This is a genomic window from Duganella paludis, assembly GCF_054461335.1.
The window spans coordinates 4,545,399-4,566,392 of record NZ_CM136922.1 but is presented as its reverse complement, the minus strand read 5'-3'; the positions used below and the strand labels follow the sequence as shown (position 1 = coordinate 4,566,392).

At 61.5% G+C, this 20,994-nt stretch carries 11 protein-coding genes; 4 read left to right on the top strand and 7 right to left on the bottom strand.

Annotated features, from left to right (window positions below; all coding sequences use genetic code 11):
• Position 1: 1 nt before the first annotated feature.
• From glnE to ACXZ1M_RS20085, 3 genes are all read left to right on the top strand, one after another.
• Positions 2-2,737, top strand: coding sequence for a bifunctional [glutamate--ammonia ligase]-adenylyl-L-tyrosine phosphorylase/[glutamate--ammonia-ligase] adenylyltransferase (glnE, locus tag ACXZ1M_RS20095; protein ID WP_459049405.1), 2,736 nt, complete (start codon positions 2-4; stop codon positions 2,735-2,737).
• Positions 2,738-2,796: 59 nt separating this feature from the next.
• Positions 2,797-3,258, top strand: a complete 462-nt coding sequence (locus ACXZ1M_RS20090; protein WP_459049404.1) for a cache domain-containing protein — start codon at positions 2,797-2,799, stop codon at positions 3,256-3,258.
• 496 nt (positions 3,259-3,754) lie between these two features.
• Positions 3,755-6,694 carry a TonB-dependent receptor domain-containing protein gene (locus ACXZ1M_RS20085; RefSeq protein ID WP_459049403.1) on the top strand — a complete coding sequence of 980 codons (2,940 nt, stop codon included), beginning with the start codon at positions 3,755-3,757 and terminating at the stop codon, positions 6,692-6,694.
• A gap of 50 nt (positions 6,695-6,744) precedes the next feature.
• On the opposite strand, the gene ACXZ1M_RS20080 is transcribed toward ACXZ1M_RS20085, so the two are convergent.
• From ACXZ1M_RS20080 to tkt, 3 genes are all read right to left on the bottom strand, one after another.
• Entirely contained in the window at positions 6,745-6,966 is a 222-nt protein-coding gene (locus tag ACXZ1M_RS20080) for a type II toxin-antitoxin system VapB family antitoxin (RefSeq protein WP_459049402.1), read from the bottom strand.
• 113 nt (positions 6,967-7,079) lie between these two features.
• The gene (gene gap / locus ACXZ1M_RS20075) at positions 7,080-8,090 is read right to left on the bottom strand and encodes a type I glyceraldehyde-3-phosphate dehydrogenase (protein WP_459049401.1); all 1,011 of its coding nucleotides are present in this window, start codon (positions 8,088-8,090) and stop codon (positions 7,080-7,082) included.
• A 48-nt stretch (positions 8,091-8,138) separates the two neighbouring features.
• Positions 8,139-10,133, bottom strand: a complete 1,995-nt coding sequence (gene tkt / locus ACXZ1M_RS20070) for a transketolase (protein ID WP_459049400.1) — start codon at positions 10,131-10,133, stop codon at positions 8,139-8,141.
• A 122-nt stretch (positions 10,134-10,255) separates the two neighbouring features.
• Between tkt and ACXZ1M_RS20065 the strand changes: the two genes are divergently transcribed.
• Positions 10,256-10,981, top strand: a complete 726-nt coding sequence (locus ACXZ1M_RS20065) for a 16S rRNA (uracil(1498)-N(3))-methyltransferase (protein ID WP_459049399.1) — start codon at positions 10,256-10,258, stop codon at positions 10,979-10,981.
• Between the two features lie 103 nt (positions 10,982-11,084).
• On the opposite strand, the gene ACXZ1M_RS20060 is transcribed toward ACXZ1M_RS20065, so the two are convergent.
• The 4 genes from ACXZ1M_RS20060 to ACXZ1M_RS20045 form a co-directional block, all read right to left on the bottom strand.
• On the bottom strand, positions 11,085-13,949 hold the full coding sequence (locus ACXZ1M_RS20060) for a TonB-dependent receptor (RefSeq protein ID WP_459049398.1): 2,865 nt from the start codon (positions 13,947-13,949) through the stop codon (positions 11,085-11,087).
• 226 nt (positions 13,950-14,175) lie between these two features.
• The gene (locus ACXZ1M_RS20055) at positions 14,176-16,650 is read right to left on the bottom strand and encodes a TonB-dependent receptor domain-containing protein (RefSeq protein ID WP_459049397.1); all 2,475 of its coding nucleotides are present in this window, start codon (positions 16,648-16,650) and stop codon (positions 14,176-14,178) included.
• A gap of 74 nt (positions 16,651-16,724) precedes the next feature.
• Complete coding sequence (locus tag ACXZ1M_RS20050) at positions 16,725-17,108, bottom strand: TonB-dependent receptor plug domain-containing protein (RefSeq protein WP_459049396.1); 384 nt, start codon at positions 17,106-17,108, stop codon at positions 16,725-16,727.
• Positions 17,109-17,282: 174 nt separating this feature from the next.
• Complete coding sequence (locus ACXZ1M_RS20045; protein ID WP_459049395.1) at positions 17,283-20,213, bottom strand: TonB-dependent receptor domain-containing protein; 2,931 nt, start codon at positions 20,211-20,213, stop codon at positions 17,283-17,285.
• Between the last annotated feature and the right edge of the window lie 781 nt (positions 20,214-20,994).

Sequence of the window (20,994 nt, the reverse complement as noted above, 5' to 3'; positions counted from 1 at the left end):
TATGAGTTCACCGTCCGACTCCCGTTTCTACCAGCGCTGGCTGGCCGCCGCACCCGACCGCAGCGCCAAGATCGACCAGCTGGCGCAATTATCGCTTGCCCAGATCGATCTGGAAGAATATTTACAAAAAGAAGCAGAAGGCGGGCTACCGCTGGTGCGCTCGATGCGCCGCTTGCGCAACCTGCTGGTCTGCACCCTCATCCGGCGCGACCTCGAAGGCAAGGCCAACCTGGCCGAGGTGGTGGAAACCATGACCCGCTTTGCCGATTTCGCCATCCAGCGCCATTTGGCCGAGGTGTACGCCGACCTGGTAGCCGCCCACGGCGTGCCGATCGGCCGCGATTCCGGCGTGGCGCAGGAAATGATCGTGCTGGCCATGGGCAAGCAAGGCGGCGGCGAACTCAACGTTTCTTCCGACATCGATCTGATCTTCGTCTATCCCGAGGACGGCGACACCGCCGCCGTCGCGGGCTCGGGCCAGCGCAGCCTGTCCAACCATGAATTCTTCGTCCGCCTGGGTAAGAAGCTGATCGCCGCGCTGGCGGAGATCACCGAAGATGGCTACACCTTCCGCGTCGATATGGCCTTGCGGCCGAACGGCGGCTCCGGCCCGCTGGCCGCCAGCCTGGGCATGGTGGAAAACTATCTGATCGTGCAGGGAAGAGAGTGGGAGCGCTACGCCTGGGTAAAGGCGCGCGCTGTCACCGGACGCGCCGAAGATATCGCCGCGCTGGATGGCATTGTGCGGCCGTTCTGCTTCCGCCGCTACCTGGACTTTGGCGTGATTGACGCCATCCGCAATATGCATGCGCAGATCCGCGCCGAGGTCAACCGCCAGGAGCGGCTGCACCCGGACCGCAGCAACAACGTCAAACTGGGGCGCGGCGGCATCCGCGAAATCGAGTTCCTGGCCCAGGTGTTCCAGCTGATCCGTGGCGGCCGCGACGCCGCCCTGCGCGACCGCTCGACCCGCACCACGCTGCGCATCATCGCCGAGAAAGGCTTGCTGAGCCACGCCATCGTCTATCAACTGCTGGCTTCCTACACCTTCCTGCGCAATCTGGAGCATCGCCTGCAATACCTGGACGACGCCCAGACCCACACCCTGCCGGCCAACGACGCCGACCGTCAGACCGTGGCCGAAATGATGGGCCTGGCCGACGTGGCCACTCTGCTGGCCCAGCTTGACGCCCACCGCCAGTTCGTGGCCGGCCAGTTCGACGAAATGTTCTCGGACAAGACCGAAACCAGCGAGCACGACATCGATCTGCAATCGAGCAACGAATGCGCCGATCCCGACAACCGCGAAGCCATGGTGGCGCGCTTCACCGCGCTCGGCTTCGCCGATCCGGAAGCCGCCACCAAGCGCCTGATCGCCACCTGGCAGGCGCCGCGCCTGCAATCGATGCCCGAGGCCAGCCGCAACCGGCTGCAGGGGCTGATCAACACGGCGCTGCCGCTGATCGTGCAGGCGGCCGCCGAATCGAGCGGCGGCAACCAGCTGGCGACCTTGGGCCGGCTGCTCGACTTCCTGGAAGCCATCGGCCGCCGCTCGGCCTATCTGTCCTTGCTGACCGAGTATCCGCACACCCTGGCGCGGGTGATCCGCATGGTGCACGCCAGCGGCTGGGCCGCGCAATTCCTCAGCCAGCACCCGATCCTGCTGGACGAGCTGCTCGACGACCGGGTGCGCAACGCCGTGTTCGACCCGGTGGCGCTGGCGGCCGACATCGACCTCCAGCTGGCCGCCGCGCCCGGCGACACCGAGCGCCAGATGGACATCCTGCGCGAGATCCACCACGCCCAGCTGTTCCACCTGCTGGCCCAGGACCTGGCCGGCGACCTCACCGTCGAGAAGCTGGCCGACCACCTGTCGGCGCTGGCCGACACCATCGTCGCCGCCACCATCAAGGCGGTGTGGCAGACGGTGGCCACGCGCCACCGCGAGGTGCCGCTGTTCACCGTCATCGCCTACGGCAAGCTGGGCGGCAAGGAACTCGGCTACGTCTCCGATCTCGACGTCATCTTCCTGTACGACGATCCCGACCAGGACGCGCCGGCCCAGTACGCCAAGCTGGCGCAGCGCTTCATTACCTGGATGACCTCACACACCTCGGCCGGTATCCTGTTCGACATCGACACCGCCCTGCGCCCGGACGGCGCCAGCGGCATGCTGGTGTCGAGCGTGTCCTCGTTTGAAAAATACCAGGGCAACTCGGCCTGGGTGTGGGAGCACCAGGCGCTGACCCGCGCCCGCTACTGCGCGGGCGACCTCGCCATCGGCCAACGCTTCGAGCAGATCCGCGAAGCCGTGCTGCGCAAGGAGCGCCCGGCCGACGGCCCGCTCAGGCAGGAAGTGATTGCCATGCGCAAACGCATGGTCGACGCCAAGCCCAACGCCAGCGCCCTGTTCGATCTCAAGCAGGACCCGGGCGGCATGATCGACATCGAGTTCATCGTGCAGTTCCTGGTCCTGCAGCACGCGGCGGCCTATCCGCAATTGACGGCAAACTTCGGCAACATCGCGCTGCTGCACATGTGCGCCGACCTCGGCCTGATCGACGCCGGCCTGGCCGCCAGCGTGGCCGACGCCTACCGCAAATACCGCAAGCTGCAGCACCAGCTGCGGCTGCAGGGGCAGGACCTGGCGCGCATCGACCCGGCGCTGGTGCAGCAGCACGCGGCCCAGGTCTCGGCGCTGTGGCAGGCGATTTTCGGCGAGGAAGTTGCTGGCTAAAAAGATGCCATACTTGGCGTTGGTTTCATTCGTTGGTTTCACTACATAAGGAGATCGATATGAGAGCACTATTCGGCGCCGCCGCCCTCACCCTGAGCTTGCTGGGAAGCGCCGGCAACGTGCTGGCGGCGGACAAGGGGACGGCCGACGAGGCCGTTGCCATGGTGAAACGGGCAGTGGCCCTGATCAAGTCGGACGGCAAGGAGAAGGCCTTCGCCGCCATCGCCGACCCGGCCAACACGTCCTTCCATGATCGCGACTTGTATATTTATGTATATGACTTGAATGGCGTGGCGGTCGCCCACGGTAATAACCCTAAAATGGTGGGCAAGCCGCTGATTGGTTTAAAAGATAATGAAGGCAAGGCCATGATTAAAGAAATGGTCGATACCGCGAAGAATAAAGGAAAGGGCTGGGTTGATTTTAAATGGCCTAATCCGGTGACCAAGGCGGTTGAATCAAAGTCCGGTTACGTCGAACGCGTCGACGACATCCTGGTCGGCTCCGGCATTTACAAATAAGGCGTCTCCCGGTCCGCCCGGACCGGGTTTCCCCCTGCGCACTGGCTTGCTTCATGCCGGTGCGGCGGCATTCAAAATATGTCATTTCTCAAGATACACCCGCCAAAAATTTGTAATCGCCTGTATTTGGCAGCGGTTATATCCGAGGTTTTTGACGAAAATCCCCCTACGTGATCCACATACCCGCGCCGCGCCGCACGCCGCTATCTTGCACCGCCGGATATTAACTCCGCGCAGTGGCATTTTTTATTCAAATCTTATCTCCCGTTCCGCCTCTTACTATCGGGAGAGCATGAAACCAGTTTTATTTCCCTCCATCAACCAGACACATTTCGTTACACTTGTGGTGCTGTTGCTTTTTTGCGAATGTTGGATTTTTTACGGCCATTTACGTTTACAACATGACGCCGAAGTCGTTAAAGTTGGTCAGTTAAACCAAGAAATTTAACAAAAAATAAACGGAGAGTTGTTTCAATACACCCTAAGGAGTTCCGCAATGATGAAGGAAACAGTTTTGTCCCGTTCCGTGCGCATGATCTGCGTAGCTGGCATGGCGATGAGCGCGCAAGTAGCATTCGCACAAGAAGCGGCACCAGCAGAAGCCGTACAGAAAGTACAAATTACCGGTTCGCGCCTGCTCTCGCCTAGCGCCGAGTCGCCAACCCCGCTGCAGGTGCTGACCTCGGCCGACATCGCCGCGTCGGGCGCAGTCAATCTGCAAGACCTGCTGCAAAAAAACCCAACCATGGGTACGCCAGGCCTGAGCCGCACCAACTCGAACTTCCTGACCTCCGGCGGCGGTGTTTCGACCGTCAACCTGCGTAACCTGGGCGAATCGCGTACCCTGGTGCTGGTCAATGGCCGTCGCTTCGTCTCCGGCGTGCCGGGTGACACCGCAGTCGACTTGAACACCATTCCGGTGGACTTCATCGAACGCGTCGAACTGTTGACCGGTGGCGCATCGGCCACCTACGGTTCGGACGCTGTGGCTGGTGTGGTCAACATCATCCTGAAGCGCAACTTCGAAGGCCTGACCGTCGATGCCTCGACCGGCAAGAGCAACAAGAACGACGACTTCAAGAAAAAACTGGCCATCACCTTCGGCACCACCTCGGCCGACGGCGGCAGCAACATCATGGGTCACTTCGGCTATTCGAAGCAGGGTTCGGTAATGTCGAAAGACCGTCCAGGCCTGGGCGCCGCAGTCGACCAGTACTCGCTGGGCGCAGGCGTGACCGGCGACGCCAAGGACGCGTTCACCGCCACCGCACCGTTCTACTCGAGCTTCGCGCCACAAGGCCGCTTCTTCACCTCGACCGGCAGCTACACCTACGACAAGGCCGGCAAAGAGATTCCATGGTCGACCAACGGCGGCGCCGGCGGTGTCGGTGCAACCGGCTTCAACCGCTCGGAATACCGTACCATCGCTGTGCCGACCGAGCGTTACTTGTTCGCCACCAACGGCACCCTGAAACTGAACGACAACCACAATGCGTTCTTCGAAGGTACCTACGCCCAGACCAAGGTTGACACCAACATCGAGCCGTACCCACTGGATTCGGCCAGCATCTTCCCGGCCACCGGCGGCGTCGTGCCAGCTGAAGTGCTGGTCGGCGGCGTCAACGTACGCAATCCGCTGGTGCCTCAGTACCTGTGGGACCGTATCGGCGATGCCGACGAAGATGGCCTGAAAGACTACCGCTTCACCCGCCGCCTGTCGGAGTTTGGCCCGCGCCACTCGACCGTCAACCGTGGCACCCTGCGTCTGGCCACCGGTCTGAAAGGCACCCTGCCGTTCACCACCGACTGGAACTATGAAGCCTTCATGAGCTATGGCCGCACCACCGAGTCGCAAAGCTCGACCGGCCAGGTCAACGTGATGAGCATGCGTAACGCGCTGCAAGCCATCCCTAACGGCAATGGCGGCGTGATGTGCGCCGACCAGCACGCCCGCGAAGAAGGTTGCGTACCGATCAACGTGTTCGGCTTAGGCGCCGTCACCCCGGAAGCACTCAAATACGTGACCGCACCTGGCTCGCTGGAAACCGCCATCACCCAGAAGATCGCCGGCGGCACCATCTCCGGTGAACTGCCATGGGGCCTGCCAGCAGGTAAGATCGGCGTAGCAGCCGGTTACGAATGGCGCAGCGAAGATTCGGAAGCCGTGCCTGATCCACTGACCCAGGCCGGCCTGAACGCCGGTAACGCGATTCCTCCAACCTACGGCAGCTTCATCGTCCGTGAAGAATTCGTGGAAACCCGCGTGCCGCTGCTGAAGGACGTGGCCTTCGCCAAGAACCTGGACTTCCGTGGTTCGTTCCGTCACGGCGACTACAGCACCGTTGGCAGCACCAACAGCTGGAATGCCGGCCTGGAGTGGGCGCCGATCGCGGACATCAAGTTCCGCGGTACCCGCGCCGTGTCGACCCGCGCACCTAACATCAACGAACTGTACTCGCCACCGAGCCAGGACTTCCCATCGGGTCTGGTTGACCCATGCGAAGGCGTAACCGCCACCGCCTCCGACGCGAAGAGCGTTGCTTGCCGCGCAGCACCAGGCGTAGCAGCCAACATCGCAGCCAACGGCGGCGTGTTCACCCTGAACCAGGCCGACAAGCAAGGTATCTCGGGCTACAACCGCGGCAACCCGCTGCTGACCTCGGAAAAAGGTCGTTCGAGCACCGTGGGCGTGGTCATCACCCCAACCTCGATCCCAATGCTGAGCAAGTTCACCTTCACGGCTGACTACTTCAACATCAAGATCTCGGACGCGATCGTGTCGACCCCACGCCAGTTCACCTTCGAACAGTGCTACGGCGGCGGCAACACCTCGTACTGCTCGTTCATCACCCGTCGTCCGACGGCTGAAGGTTCGAACAGCGCCGGCTCGATCAAATACTCCGACACCGGCGTATCGAACAGCGGCGGCAAGGGCACCGAAGGTATCGACTTGACCGCATCGTGGGCCGACAAAGTTGGTCCAGGCCGCCTGAGCGCCAAAGTGTCGTACACCTACCTGAAGACCCTGTGGGACGTTCCGCTGAAAGGCGAGGACAAAGACGAGTCGGCTGGTGAAGTGGAATCGCCACGCAACAAGGCCGTGCTGGCCCTGGCCTACAAGTGGGGCAACTTCGGCCTCAGCACCACCACGACCTACACCGGTCGCGTGGCACTGGACGATCAGTTCATCGCATCGGCCTTCGACAATCCGCAGGACACGCCTAAGATCGGTGCTTACACCACGACCGACTTCCAGCTTACCTACGACGTCAAGAAGAACTACCAGCTGTACTTCGGTATGGACAACGCCTTCGACCGCAAGGCGCCTCCGATCATCAGCGGCCTGCCAGGCAACACCACCGGTACCGAGACCGACGCATCGGCTTACGATGCAATCGGCCGCCGCTACTACCTGGGTCTGCGCGTTTCGCTGTAATCCACCTCAGCAACCTGCCCTTCGGGGCAGTTGCCTGAAGCCCGCCGGGTTCACGCCCGGCGGGCTTTTTTCATGGCGCCGCGAGATGCGCCACGCGGAATATCGGGCGTGCCTGAAGCCGTGCCTCCAAGCGCAGCGAGACGCTGCGCGGCGCGAACCCGGACGAAAGTCTCGATGGCCTCGCGGAACAAGTTCGCCTTGTTCATCGCGGGATCAGCGACCTCCAGTGCTTTCTGGTACAACTCATCATCAATGGTTACGGTGATACGCATCAGCGCCTCATCATCAAAATTGATTCGATACTGCGTCCAATTTAGCATCCCCGCAAGCATAAAAAAAACCTCCACGGCTTGCGCCGGGAGGTTTCTGTGAAGAGGTCTTTGACTTACTTGGCGTTCATCAGTGCCACGGTGGTGTCCAGCATGCGGTTCGAGAAGCCCCACTCATTGTCGTACCACGACGAGACTTTCACCAGGCGGCCCGACACCTTGGTCAGGGTCGAATCGAAGTTCGACGATGCCGGGTTGTGGTTGAAGTCGATCGAGACCAGTGGTTCGGTCTGGTAGGTCAGCACTTCTTTCAGCGCGCCTTCGGCAGCGGCTTTCATCAGCGCGTTGACTTCGTCCACGGTGGTGTCGCGCTTGGCGATGAAGGACAGGTCGACCAGCGAGACGTTGATGGTCGGCACGCGGATCGCGAAGCCGTCCAGCTTGCCGTTCAGCTCAGGCAGCACCAGGCCGACCGCAGCGGCGGCGCCGGTCTTGGTCGGGATCATGCTCATGGTGGCCGACCGGGCGCGGCGCAGGTCTTCATGCATCACGTCGCTCAGCACCTGGTCGTTGGTGTAGGCGTGCACGGTGGTCATCAGGCCGGTTTCCACGCCGATGGCGTCGTTCAGCGGCTTGACCAGCGGGGCCAGGCAATTGGTGGTGCACGAAGCGTTCGAGATCACGGTGTCGGTGGCTTTCAGCACTTGCTGGTTGACGCCGAACACGATGGTCGCGTCCACATCCTTGCCGCCCGGTGCCGAGATGATGACTTTCTTGGCGCCGCCCTTCAGGTGGGCCGAAGCCTTTTCCTTGGTGGTAAAGAAGCCGGTGCACTCGAGCACCACGTCCACGCCCAGGTCGCCCCATGGGATTTCAGCCGGATTGCGCTGGGCGAATACGCGGATCACGTCGCCGTTCACGATCATGTTGTCGCCGTCTACTTCCACGGTGCCAGGGAACTTGCCGTGGGCGGTGTCGTAGCGGGTCAGGTGGGCATTCGACTTGGCGTCGCCCAGATCGTTAATCGCCACGATCTGGATGTCTTGTTTCTTGCCGCCTTCGTAGAAAGCACGCAGTACATTGCGGCCGATGCGGCCATAGCCATTGATTGCAACTTTGATCGTCATACTTTGCTCCTGATTAGAAATATAGGTAGTTCAACAAGCAATTATAGATTAAGCAATGACAGATTTGACTTTCGCCACCACGTTTTCTACCGTGAAGCCGAAGTGCTTGAACAGCACGCCTGCCGGAGCCGACTCACCGAAGGTATCGATGCCGACAACAGCGCCTTCCAGACCAACGTATTTGTACCAGAAATCGGTTACGCCGGCTTCGATTGCCACACGTGGCACGCCTTTGGTCAATACGCTGGCCTTGTAGGCGGCGTCCTGACGGTCAAATACATCGGTCGACGGCATCGACACCACGCGCGCGGTGATGCCTTCGGCGGCCAGCGCCGAGGCGGCCGCTTGCGCCAGTTCGATTTCCGAACCGGTGGCGATCAGGGTGACCTTGGCGTCGGCCGCTTCGCGCAGCACGTAGCCGCCACGGGCGATGTCGGCGATCTGCGCATCGGTGCGTTCCTGGTACGGCAGGTTCTGGCGCGAGAAGATCAGGGTCGACGGGCCATCGTTGCGCTTGACCGCCGCGCCCCATGCCACCATCGATTCGGTGGTGTCGCATGGACGCCAGTTGTCCAGGTTGGGAATCAGGCGCAGCGACGAGATGTGCTCGACCGACTGGTGGGTCGGGCCGTCTTCGCCCAGGCCGATCGAGTCGTGGGTGAACACGAACAGCGAACGCTGCTTCATCAGCGCAGCCATGCGCAGCGCGTTGCGGCTGTAGTCGGCGAAGGTCAGGAAGGTGGCGCCGAACGGGATGTAGCCGCCGTGCAGGGCGACGCCGTTCATGATGGCCGACATGCCGAACTCGCGCACGCCGTAGTTGATGTGGTTGCCCGGCTGGCCCGAACGCACTGGAACGATTTCTTTCCAGTTGGTCAGGTTGGAACCGGTCAGGTCGGCCGAACCGCCCAGGAATTCCGGCAGCACCGGCGCCAGCGCCTGGATGGCGTTCTGGCTGGCCTTGCGGGTGGCGATGTTTTCTTTCTTCTCGACGGTCGAAGCGACGCCGGCGGCCAGCGCCGCATCGAAGTTGCCCGGCAGTTCGCCAGCCATGCGGCGCGTCAGTTCAGCGGCTTCGGCCGGGAACTTGGCGCTGTACTCGGCGAACTTGGCGGCCCATTCGGCTTCCAGCTTGGCGCCGGCGGCTTTGCCATCCCATGCGCTGTAGATGTCGGCAGGGATTTCGAACGGCGCGGCGCTCCAGCCGATGTATTCGCGAACAGCAGCCACTTCCTTGTCGCCCAGCGCGGCGCCGTGCACCTTGTCGCCGCCTTGCAGGTTAGGCGAACCCTTGCCGATCACGGTCTTGCAGCAGATCAGGGTCGGCTTGTCGGCGCTCTTGGCGGCGGCGATGGCGGCGGCCACGGCGGCCACGTCATGGCCGTCGACGGCGCGGATCACGTTCCAGCCGTAGGCTTCGAAACGGGCCGGGGTGTCGTCGGTGAACCAGCCTTCGACCTTGCCGTCGATCGAGATGCCGTTGTCGTCGTACAGGGCGATCAGCTTGTTCAGGCCCAGGGTGCCGGCCAGCGCGCATACTTCGTGCGAAATGCCTTCCATCAGGCAGCCGTCGCCCAGGAAGGCGTAGGTGTAGTGATTGACAACATCGTAGCCTGGCTTGTTGAACTCGCTTGCCAGCAGCCATTCAGCCAGCGCCATGCCGACCGCGTTGGCGATGCCCTGGCCCAGCGGGCCGGTGGTGGTTTCCACGCCCGGGGTGTAGCCGACTTCCGGGTGGCCCGGGGTCTTCGAATGCATCTGGCGGAAGGATTTGATGTCGTCCATGGTCACGGCGTAGCCGGACAGGTGCAGCAGCGCGTAGTGCAGCATCGAGCCGTGGCCGTTCGACAGCAGGAAACGGTCGCGGTTCACCCATTTCGGGTTGGCCGGGTTGTGGCTGTAATGGCCGGACCACAGCGCAACAGCGATTTCAGCCATGCCCATAGGCATACCTGGGTGGCCGGAGTTGGCCTTCTGGACGGCGTCCATTGCCAGCGCGCGAATCGCGTTAGCCATTTGGGTGGTTGGGAGCGTAGAAGTCATCGTAGGTATCACGGAAGTATGGAAACTGTGAGCAAGAGCGGCGCTTGCAGAGCCCATTATTTTACCAGACGAAGACATCCACCATTTAAAATTGCACTTCTACTTACCCTGGATGCCACGTTATGCCTCGCTTCTTTTGCCCCCAGCCGCTGGCCATCGGCCAGATCGTCGCCCTGCCCGAGGCGGTCGCCCACCATATCCAGGTGCTGCGCCTGGCGCAGGGTGGCTTGATCACGCTGTTCAATGGCGAGGGCGGCGAGTACACGGCCAGCCTGAGCGAGATCGCGCGCCGCAGTGTGACCGCCGAAATCAAGGCCCACACACCGCGCGAGATCGAACTGCCGTTCGCCGTCACGCTGGCCCAGGCCCTGCCCGAGGGCAGCAAAATGGATTGGATAATCGAAAAAGCCATTGAATTGGGGGTGTCGGGCTTCCAGCCGCTGGCGGCGCAGCGCTGCGTGGTCAAGCTGTCGGCCGAGCGCGCCGAAAAAAAACTCGAGCACTGGCGCGGCATCATCGTTTCGGCCTCCGAGCAAAGCGGCCGCAACCGGCTGGCGCAGCTGGCGCCGCCGCAGGACTATAAACAGTGGATTACCCAGCAGGACATGCATCGCCGCATCATCCTGACGCCGCGCGCCGAGCAGTCGCTGGCGGACTGGTCGCGCCATCACTCGCCGCAGGCGGTGACCCTGGTGGTCGGCCCCGAGGGCGGCCTCAGCGAGCAGGAGGAAGACCTGGCCTTGCGCCATGGCGCCCTGCCCCTGGCCATGGGTCCACGCATCCTGCGCACCGAGACGGCGGCGCTGGCCGCCGCCTCCATCCTCAGTGCCGCCTGGGGCGGCATCTGAGGCTACACTTCGAAAACGTCGTTCCCGCGCAGGCGGGAATCCATACACCGCTTACTTGCTGCTTCGGCATGGGTTCCCGCTTGCGCGGGAACGACGACGCTGATCAGAAGGTGTACACCAGGCCCATGCTGAAGAAGCGGCCAACCGCGCCGGCCTGGTGCAACGAAGCGTTGTACGAGGTCTGCGAGGTGGCGTTGCCGTAGGTGCTCAGGTCGAACGGTGGCTGACGGTCGAACAGGTTCAGGATCGAACCTTTCAGGGTCAGGTTGGCGTTGACCTTGTACTGCACGTTCAGGTTGGCTGCGGTGAACGAGTTCACGCGGCAGTACACCATCGGCTGGGTAAAGTTCTGGAAGTACAGGCGGTTGGCGATGTTCTGTGCCGCATGGGCGCAATCGTCGCCGCCTTCAACCGATGGGTCCAGCGCCGAGAAGCTGCTGGTGTAGTTGAAGGTGGTGTTGACGTCCAGCGGACCACGGGCCCAGCCCAGGCTCAGCTGCGCGCGGTTCTTCGGCGAACCGGTCGCGCCCGACACCACCGACGGGCCTTGGGTGCCGGCCAGCTGGTAGGTCACGCCGGCCACGGTCTGCTCGTAGCCGAAGGTGTGCGCCGCGCTCAAGTTGGCGCGGAACACGCCCATCTCGCCCAGGTTCCAGCGGTAGCCGATGTCGCCTTCCAGGCCGGTGGTCTTGGTGCTGCCGCCGTTGATGTACTGCGATTCGGCGAACAGGATAGGACCGACGGATGGCACGCCCACCGCCACGTTCTCGCCTACACCGGTCGAGATATCGACCGGCACGGCCGGGCCGCGCACGAAGGTCGGCTTGTAGGTCGAATCGTTGCCGGCGGCCGTCACGATCTGGTTCTTCACTTCGATGTTGAAGTAGTCCAGGGTGGCGTTCAAGCCTTTGAATGGCTCCAGCACCACGCCCAGGGTGTACGACTTCGACTTCTCAGGCGACAGGTTAGGATTCGGACGCTGCACGTAGGTCGGGTTGATGCCGCACGAGGTCGGCACAGTGCCGGCCGCGTTCTGGTTGCCGGTCGGGCACAGGATCGGATCGTTGATGCCGTTGAACAGGAAGAACGAACCGGAGTTGCCGGTCTCGGCAGGATTCGGCGAGCGGAAGCCGCGTGCAAACGTGCCGCGCAGCGCGAACTGCCTGGTCGGCGACCACTTGGCGCTGGCGGCCGGCGTGAACGAGTTGTTGTTGTCGAAGTGATCGTAACGGCTCGATACGTGCAGTTCCAGATCCTTGACCGGGGTCGCCTGCAGCTCGGCGAACACCGCGCTGTTGGTCTCTTCGCCGAACACGAAGGCCGAGGTCGAACCGACCTGGCCGTTGGCGGTCAGCGACGACGGCGGCGCATCCCAGGTGCGCTTGTGCCAATGCACGCCGGCAGCCAGTGCCAGCGGGCCGGCGCCCAGTTGCATCAGTTCGCGCGAACCGATCAGGTCGAAGTAGTTGAGCTTCGACTCCAGGGTATTCGAGAAGTGCGGCGAAACCTGGTCCTGCAGGGCTTGCGAATTGCCGCCCAGCGCGTTCCAGGTGCCGGCGCGCAGCAGCTTGTACAGCGCGGTGCGATCGACGAAACCGCTGTAGTCGACATCGACCTTGGACTTGGTCAGGCCGCCGGCCAAGGTGAGATCCCAGCCCAGCGCGCGGCCGGTCAGGTCCACCGCGAAGCGGCTGGTGGTGCCGCGGTTCTGCGCTTGCGAGGTGCCGTCGGCGCCGGGAATGTAGCCGTACAGGCGGGCGGTACCGCCGAGCGTGTTGACCACATTGGCGCCGACCTGGGCGCCCGGCGCGAAGGTGGTGGCCAGGGCGCCGAAGCCCGGGGTCAGCACGCCGTTATTGTTGACGTTGGTGCCGGCGAACGAAGTGCTGGAGTAGATCGGCGGCATGCCACGGTTGTTCAGGCTATCGCGCTGGAAGACCGAGCCCTTGAACGCCAGTTCCCAGTCCTGACCCAGCTTCTTGGTGACGCCGACCAGCAGGTTGATGTTTTCCGTCTTCGGCTGGATGAAGCCGTAGGTGTCGTTGACGGCGCAGCCGCCGGCGCGGTACAGGGTGTAATTACATTTCGGGTCGAGGAACACGAAGTTGGCCGCGTTCTGGGCGCCGCCGGTGCCGCTCGGGTTGTACAGGAACGGCGAGCTGGCCGGGGTCAGATAACCGTTGCGGGCGGTCGGCACGCCGTATTGCAGGTTCTGGCCGCCGCGCTTGCTCCAGTCCAGGTCGTCCCAGGCGAATTGCTTGCGGTCGTCGACCTTGATCGCGCCTTGGCGGCGCCATTCGGCCGTGAAGAAGGCATTGTAACCATCGGTATCAATATCGCCGATGCCGGAGCTCAGCGATGCGCGGTGGGTCTTGCCGCCGCCGTGCTGGGTGTCGCCGCTTTCAGCCGCGAAACGGGTGCCCGTGAAATTCTTTTTCAGCTTGATGTTGACCACGCCGGCCACCGCGTCCGAACCGTACAGCGACGAGGCGCCGCTCTTCAGGATTTCGATGCTGTCGATGGCGTCGAACGGGATGTTGGAGACGTCGACGAAGGAGCGTTGCGAGTCGTCGCCGATGGCGTACGGCGACATGCGGTGGCCGTCGATCAGCACCAGGGTCGAGCCCACAGTCAGGCCGCGCAGCGACACGCCGGAAGCGCCGTTGGCGAACGCGCCGGAGAAGCCGGTGCCCAGGGTGCCGGCGCCATTGGCGGCCAGGTCGCTGAGCAACTCGGCGATCGAGGATTTACCGCTGCGCTGGATGTCCTGCGCGCTGATGACCTGGATCGGCGTCGGGGTTTCGGTATCGGTGCGGCTGATCAGGGAGCCGGTGACGACCACGCGTTGTACCGGCTCGGCGCCGGCGGCCTGTTGCGCCATCGCCGGGGCGATGGCGGCAACCGAGAAAGCACCACTTGCAATGACCTGCAGAATTGCAACTGGCATAGGTTTGATACGCAACTTCATGTGAGAAAGCTCCTTATGGGCGTTTGCCTGTTTCTTGAGGACGGCCGGGTAAAGTCGTCCTGTTTGGGTGTGTGCACTCAATGACTAACGAGCACAAGTAGCATCAGAACGTATACCATAAGTAGCTGTCAATTTTATAGATGAACTGTTCACCGTAAAAACAACAGGCGTAAAAAAGCCCCGCCCGGCTTTGCGGCCGCGCGGGGCTTTTCATGCTCAACCGAAATTAGAATTTCAGGTTGACACCGAAGGTCACATAACGGCCGAGCGCATCGTAGGTTTGCGGGAAGGTATTGCCGCTATCCATCGACGTGGTGCCGACGTTGGCGCCGACGATAGGCGGTTTCTTGTTCGCCACGTTGTTGACGCTCAGGTTGAAACGCAGGCTCTTCGAGAAGTTGTACACGCCCGACAGGTCGACATAGCTGTAGGCCTTGATGTGGGTGTAGTGGTCCAGGATCTTCACGCGGGCGGCCTGTTGCGACGCCGGCTCATAGTCGACCGCGCTGGTGTAACGCCAGTTGTAGCCGACCGCGAAGTCGCCCACGTTCCAGGTGCTGCGCTGGACGAATTTGCGCTTGAACACCGGCGCGTTGGCGACGTTGCCGCAGGCGACCGAGTAGTAGCCGAGGCAATCGCGGTTGTCGGTGGCCGGCGCCGCCTGGAACTGGTAGCTCTGCACCTGGGTGAAGTTGAAGCCCAGGTCGAGGTTGCCGTACTTCGGATCCAGGTTCAAGCTCTTGGCCTGCAGCTTGTACTGCACGCCCAAGTCGTAGCCGCTGGTGCTCTGCTTGCCGGCGTTCGACAGCGGCGTTTGCACGCCCTTCGAACCGTTGCCATTGAAGCCGCCGGTGGCCGGGTCGCGGCCGACGATGGCGCAGTACTCGTTCATGGCCAGGGTCGGGTTGTACTTGGTGCTGTAGCAACCGTTGAGCACGTCGGTGGTGCTCAGGCTCGAAATCGCGTCGACGATCTTGATCTGGTAGTAGTCGAGCGAGATCGCCAGCTTCGGCAGCGGCTCCCAGACGAAGCCCAGGGTCTTGGTCTTGGCTTTCTCCGGATTCAGTTCAGGATTGCCGCCGGTCAGGTTGTTGATCTGGCCCGACGATGGCTGCGACAGCACGCCGAAACGGCTCAGCGGCACGCCGGTCAGGCGGCACAGGTTCGACAGCGTGCCGGCCGCGTTGGCTTGGCCGGCATTGATGGCGGTACCGGCGCAAGGATCGGCCGACAGGTTCGACAGGCCGGTCACCAACGGCGAGAACAATTCGTTCACGTTCGGCGCGCGGGTGGCTTTCTGCACCATGCCGCGCACGCGGAACGACTTCACCGGCTCCCAATCGCCACCGATCTTCCAGCTGTTGTAACTTTTCGACTGGGTATTGGTTTTGAATTCGGTTTCGCGGTAGCCGACGTCGGCGTTCAGGGAACGGATGAACGGCTTATCCTTGATCAGCGGGATGCTCGATTCCACCGCCAGCTCGCGCAGGCTGAAGATACCGCTGCGGTCCGGGGTCGGTGCGCCCGAGCCCAGCACTTCGCCCGGCAACTGGGTGGCCGCGTCGGACTGGTTTCCTGCCTGCACGCGGCGATGTTCGCCGGTGATCGCCATGGTGATCGGCTGGCCGGCCAGCGGACTGACGAACTTGTCGCCGAAATCGCCCTGCACCGACAACGACGCCACGTCCTGTTCCACGTGCTGCATCGAGATGGCGCTGGAGTTGATGAACGCCAGCTGCGCCGGCGTGATCGAGCCGGCCGCGCCGAACACGTTCAAGGGCACGCAGTTGTTGGCCGGGTCGACGCAGGCGGTGGTGCTCAGCGCGTTCAGCGCCTGCGACACTTTCGACAGCGAGCCCCAGTTCTGCTTGACCTGCACCTGGTCGGAGGTGCCGCGCGTCCACGACGCGTCGTAGGTCCAGTCGAAGGCGATGTCGCCCTTGGCGCCGATGGTGTACTGCAGTGTCTTGTTGTCGAAGGCGTTGATGCGCGGGCCGAGTTCGACGAAGCGGCGGCCGATGCTCATCGGCACCATGGTGGCGTTGCCGGCCACGCAATTGGCGGCGCTGATGCCGCGTTGCTGGCAAATCTGCTGGCGCGCCCCTTCAGGAATGTACGGGTTGCCGATCGGGACGTTGTAGGTGTTCTGGAAGGTGCCCGATTCCGCCAGCGTCGACGCCACTTTGCTGGTGGTGTAGAACACTTCGGCGTAGACGTTGGCGTGCTCGTTGATCTTGTAGTTGGCCAGCGAGGTGGCTTGGGTGCGATCGAGGCCGGTCTGGTAGTAGTTCAGCGGGTTGGTGTTGTACAGATTGACCGTGCTCGACAGAAGGCCGGTGGCCGGGTTGATCTGGGTGGTGCCGTTGATGCCGCCCACCACGCCGGTGGCTTGGCCGATGCCGAAGGTGGCCGGGATCGCGGTCTCGGAGCCGGTCGGCTTGCCGGTGGTCGAACTCAGGCTGGTGATGCCGAACGGACGCGAGCCCTGGGTCACGGCGTCGGTGGTGGTCTTGCCGATGCTCAGCACGACGTTGCCGCGGCCGTCGTCCAGGCTGGCGCCCATGGTCAGGTCGGTGCGCTTCTTCTTGCCGTCGTGGTACTCGGTGGTGCCGCCGTACGAGGACGAGATGTCGATGCCGGTGAAGTTGCGTTTCAGGTTGAAGTTGATCACGCCGGCGACGGCGTCGGCGCCGTAGGCCACCGAGGCGCCGCCGGTCAGCAGATCGACGCGGCTCAGCAGCGCGATCGGGATCGAGTTGGTATCGACCGTGCCGTTCAGTTGAACGGCACCATGCGGCGGCCGTTGATCAGCACCAGGGTGCGGTTGGCGCCCAGGCCGCGCAGGTCCACGGTGGCGCCGCCACCGGTGCCGTTGTTGGTGCCGGGGCCGATCGACGGCAGCGCCGCCGGCAGGCTCTTGATGAACTCTTCCACCGCAACAGGCTGGGACTGTTTGATGTCTTCCGCGCTGATCGAGGAGATCGGGCTGGTGGAGGTGGTGCCCGGTGCGGTGATGCGGGTGCCGGTCACCTGCACCGATTCGATCTTGGTTGCAGCTTCCTGTGCCACGGCGTTGTGCATCATGGCGCTCATGCCCACCAGCATGGAACCGGCAAATGTCCTGCGCAAAACGCGCGACATCTTTTTTTCTTGAATCATCTAAAAACTCCCGATATTGGACTCCCCTTCCGGGGCTGAAACCTAACGCTGTTACTGCATGTTAGAGTTGGTTACATAAGACCATATACCGGTTGTAGGTGTCAACCTGCGAGGCCGTAAAAAAACCCCGCTTGGCCTTGCGGCCAAGCGGGGTTTTTCAGGCAGCGCTGAAGCTTAGAACTTCAGGCTGGCACCGAAAGTCACATAACGGCCGATGGCGTCATATGCTTGCGGGAAGGTGTTGCCACTGTCCATCGAGGTCGACGATACGCCGGCGCCCACGATAGGTGGTTTCTTGTTAGCAGCGTTGTTGATGCTCAGGTTCAGACGCAGGTTCTTGCTGTAGTTCCAAACACCCGACAGGTCAACATAGTTGTACGCTGGAATGTGCGAGAACTGCTTCAGGAAGGTGCCCGAGCCTGGCTCGACATCCACTGCGCTCTGGTAACGCCAGTTGTAGCCCAGGGCGAACTGACCAACGTTCCAAGTGGTACGCTGACCGAACTTACGCTTGTACACTGGCGCGGTGGTGCCGCCGATGTTGGCGCAGGCGGTCGAGTAGTAACCCAGGCAATCGCGGGCGGAGGCCGCCGTTGGAGTCGCCTTGAACTTGAACTCGTTGACCTGGTTGAACGCGAAGTTCAGGTCGAAGGAACCGAATTTCGGATCGATATTCAGGGTCTTCGCGCTCAGCTTGTAGGCCACGTTCAGATCGAAACCGCCGGTCGACTGGTAACCCAGGTTCGACTGTGGCGTTGCCACACCTTTAGCCAGGGCGCCGTTGAAGGTACCGTTGGCTGGGTGACGACCGACCAGAGCGCAATCTGCATTGAACTCGAAGCTTGGGTTGTTTTTGTAGCAGCCATCCAGCACGTCGGTGGTCGACTTGCTCGATACCGCCTTGTCGATGGTGATCTTGTAGTAGTCAACCGAGATCGCCAGCTTAGGCAGTGGTTCCCACACGAAACCGATGGTCTTGGTTTTCGCTTCCTCAGGGCCCAGCTTAGGATTGCCGCCGGTCTGGTTGTTGATCTGGTTCGACGACGGCGCCGGCAGCGAGCCGATTTCCGACACTGGCACACCGGTCAGGCGGCACAGGTTCGACAGCGTGCCTGCCTTGTTGGCGTCGGCCACGTTGATCTTGGCCAGTTGGCAAGGATCTTCCGACAGGTTCGACAGGCCGGTCACCAGCGGCGAGTACAGTTCGCTCACGTTAGGTGCGCGGGTTGCCTTCTGCAGGTTGGTACGGAAACGCAGCGAGTTGATAGGCTGCCATTCGCCGCCGATCTTCCAGCTGCCGTAGCTGTTTTCGGTGCCCGAGTTGGTGAACTCGGTGCGACGATAACCGATCTCGGCGTTCAGGGCTTTCATGAAAGCCTTGTCCTTGACCAACGGGATGATCGATTCAGCCGAGTATTCACGCAGCTTGAAAGCACCTTGGCTATCGACCGCAGGCGCGCCCGAACCCAGTACTTCACCCTGGATCTGCGACGGTGCATCGGCGCGGGTCTGTGCCGACACTTTGCGCTCTTCAGCATTCAACGCCAGGTTGACCGCCTGGCCGGCCCATGGGCTCACCAGCTTGTTGCCCAGGTCGCCGGACAGCGACAGTGCGGCCACGGTCTGGGTCACGTTGACGCGCTGGATGGTGCTCTGGTTGATGAAGGCCAGTTGCGCAGGCGTGATGCTGCCGGCGCCGCCGAACACGTTCAGCGGTACGCAACCGTTGGCGGTGTTCACGCACGAGGTGGTGTTCAGGGCGTTCAGCGCTTGGCCCACTTTCGCCAGCGAACCCCAGTTTTGCTTCAGCTGGGTCTGGTCTGCGGTGCCCTTGGTGTAGTACGCATCGTAGGTCCAGTCGAAGGCCACATCGCCTTTGACGCCCATGGTGTACTGCAGGGTTTTGTTTTCGAAGGCGTTGATACGCGGGCCCATTTCGACGAAGCGGCGGTTCACCGTCATCGGTACCAGGGTCGGATTGCCGACGACGCAATCGGCTGCGGCGATGCTGCGGCGTTCGCAGATCTGCTGACGGGCCGCTGCCGGGATGTACGGGTTGCCGACGGGTACGTCGAAGACGTTACCGAAAGTGCCCGACTCCGCCAGCGTCGACGCGACGTTCGACGTCGTGTAGAACACCTCGGTGTAGACGTCGGCATGGTCGTTGATCTTGTAGTTGGCCATCGAGGTGGCTTGGGTGCGTTCCAGGCCGGTGGCGTAGTAGTTCAGCGGGTTGGTGTTGTATGGAACAACCGGCTGCACCAGCTTGCCGCTGGCTGGATCGATCTGCCATGCGCCCGACAGGACGCCGCTGTTTGGACCGGTGCCCAGGCGTGGTACCGAGAAGGCCGAAGGAATGGTGGTGCCGGAACCGGTGCCCAGACCCGTGGTCGAGCTCAGGCTGGTGATACCGTAGGAACGCGAACCTTGGGTCACTGGATCCGAGGTGGCTTTGCCGACGCTCAGAACCACGTTGCCGCGGCCGTCTTCCAGGTTGGCGCCCCAGGTCAGGTCGGTGCGCTTGCGCTTGCCGTCGTGATGTTCGGTGGTGCCGCCGTAGGAGGTGGTGGCGTCGAAGCCCTGGAAGTTTTTCTTCAAGTTGAAGTTGATGACACCGGCAACCGCGTCGGCGCCGTACACCACCGAAGCGCCACCGGTCAGCAGGTCGACGCGGCTCAGCAGGGCGATAGGAATCGCGTTGGTGTCAACCGTGCCGTTCAGGCTGAACGGTACCATGCGACGACCATTGATCATCACCAGGGTACGGTTGGCGCCCAGACCGCGCAAGTCGATGGTCGCGCCGCCGGCCGAACCGTTGTTGGTGCCAGGACCGATCGAGGCCACAGCCACCGGCAGGGTCTTGATGAATTCTTCAACCGCCACTGGCTGGGAAGATTTCATTTCCTCTGCGGTCACCGAAGCGATCGGGCTGGTCGATTGCATGCCAGGCGAGGTGATACGGGTACCGGTCACTTGCACCGATTCGATTTTTTGCGGTGCTGCGTCCTGTGCTACGGCGTTGTGCATCATTGCGGTCATGCCAACCAGCATCGAGCCAGCGAACACGGTGCGCAAGGTACGCGACATCATCTTCTCTTGAATCATTGTAAAACTCCCATTATTGAACTCTCTTGTCGAGAGAAACGTAACCAAATACACGCAGGGCTTTATTTAAAAGCCCCGGCACATTTTTTATTGGCCCAACGTGGTGGATTCTTTAAACCTTGGAGATATTTCCGCCGAGGCGGTAAAGCCTCCGGGATTATCATGGTACTGAATCTCATTTATTAACACCTGGCAAAGTTGTGTTTTGCAGGCGCATTGCATGAAACCATTTGCTTGGCAAAACTGTCAACCACGGTCGCGCAATGTTTCATGAAAACAACGAGGACCAACCCTCGCAACAATGCAAGTACTTTACGAAGAGTTTTTTGCTGCGGCGCGAGGATTTTCATTATTCATCTACCAATTCAAGATGTAACAATACTTTTATTCAGGTAAATTCGTTAAAAAATGAATTAAATAAGGTAAATTTACGAAAATTTTTGCATTCATATTGCAATGCATGAGTTGATCAAAGCGCAATATTGGTGCGATGCAGCATGAGTAGTGTATCTTAGTGTATACAAAAGTGTGACAAGACCCATTTCACAGTCCGAAATGCGCCCCGTCCGAAAAGTTGCAAAATGGAACCACCGTTGTTTTTCCGCAACGCACATTTTTAGTGCGGGCATGGCTAATTTGGTGCATATCGATATGCAATTTTCGTTTTATAAACTTTTTAGTCATTTCATTAATTTGACCATTTAAAACTGAATTAATAAGCGGCGTGCATTTAAATAGGATGGCCGCTGCGGCCGATATATTCATCCGGATCGCCGCTGGC